The organism is Kribbella sp. NPDC003505, assembly GCF_040610875.1.
Classification (GTDB): domain Bacteria; phylum Actinomycetota; class Actinomycetes; order Propionibacteriales; family Kribbellaceae; genus Kribbella.
In genome coordinates, this window is sequence record NZ_JBEXNA010000025.1 from 1 (window position 1) to 1,558 (window position 1,558).

Annotated in this window: 1 rRNA gene; it reads right to left on the reverse strand. The window is 56.5% G+C overall.

The features are described from left to right. Window positions 1-3 precede the first annotated feature (3 nt). A 23S ribosomal RNA gene (locus ABZX12_RS42735) occupies window positions 4-1,558 on the reverse strand; the annotation flags it as partial.

Genomic DNA, 1,558 nt, shown 5'->3' on the forward strand with positions numbered 1-1,558 from the left:
GTGTGTGACAAGCCCTCGGCCTATTAGTACCAGTCAGCTCCACACCTTACGGCGCTTCCACTTCTGGCCTATCAACCCAGTGGTCTACTGGGGGCCTTACCCGGTTAACCCGGTGGGAGACCTCATCTTGAAGCGTGCTTCCCGCTTAGATGCTTTCAGCGGTTATCACTCCCGAACGTAGCCAACCAGCCGTGCTCCTGGCGGAACAACTGGCACACCAGAGGTTCGTCCACCCCGGTCCTCTCGTACTAGGGGCAGCCCTTCTCAAGTCTCCTGCGCGCGCAGCGGATAGGGACCGAACTGTCTCACGACGTTCTAAACCCAGCTCGCGTGCCGCTTTAATGGGCGAACAGCCCAACCCTTGGGACCTACTCCAGCCCCAGGATGCGACGAGCCGACATCGAGGTGCCAAACCATCCCGTCGATATGGACTCTTGGGGAAGATCAGCCTGTTATCCCCGGGGTACCTTTTATCCGTTGAGCGACGGTGCTCCCACATGCCACCGCCGGATCACTAGTTCCGACTTTCGTCCCTGCTCGACATGTCTGTCTCACAGTCAAGCTCCCTTGTGCACTTACACTCGACACCTGATTGCCAACCAGGCTGAGGGAACCTTTGAGCGCCTCCGTTACCTTTTAGGAGGCGACCGCCCCAGTCAAACTACCCACCAGGCACTGTCCCTGATCCGGATAACGGACCAAAGTTAGACAGCCAGAACAATCAGAGTGGTATTTCAACGATGACTCCACCCGAACTGGCGTCCGAGCTTCACAGTCTCCCACCTATCCTACACAAATTGTACCGACCACCAATACCAAGTTGTAGTAAAGGTCCCGGGGTCTTTCCGTCCTGCTGCGCGTAACGAGCATCTTTACTCGTAATGCAATTTCGCCGAGTCCACGGTTGAGACAGCGCCCAAGTCGTTACGCCATTCGTGCAGGTCGGAACTTACCCGACAAGGAATTTCGCTACCTTAGGATGGTTATAGTTACCACCGCCGTTTACTGGCGCTTAAGTTCAAAGCTTCGCCGGCCCTAAAGCCAGCTAACCTGTCCCCTTAACGTTCCAGCACCGGGCAGGCGTCAGTCCGTATACATCGAATTACTTCTTCGCACGGACCTGTGTTTTTAGTAAACAGTCGCTTGGGCCTGGTCTCTGCGACCATCACCGCTTCCACCAGCAAGTGATGTAACGGATCCGGTCCCCCTTCTCCCGAAGTTACGGGGGCATTTTGCCGAGTTCCTTAACCATGGTTCACTCGATCGCCTCGGTATTCTCTACCTGATCACCTGTGTCGGTTTGGGGTACGGGCGGCTCTAACACTCACTGCGAAGTTTTTCTCGGCAGCATGGGATCATCCACTTCCCCTGAACGGGTCCGCCTCGGCTCTCAGGCACCATGAGACACGGATTTGCCTATGCCTCGCCCTACCACCTTGCCCGCGGATCAGCTTGCGCCTACCATCGCCGCGGTTGGACTACCCTCCTGCGTCACTCCTCAATGCACCTACTACCACCTCGGGTCACCAACTCCACCGATCCGTCCGAAGACATCACA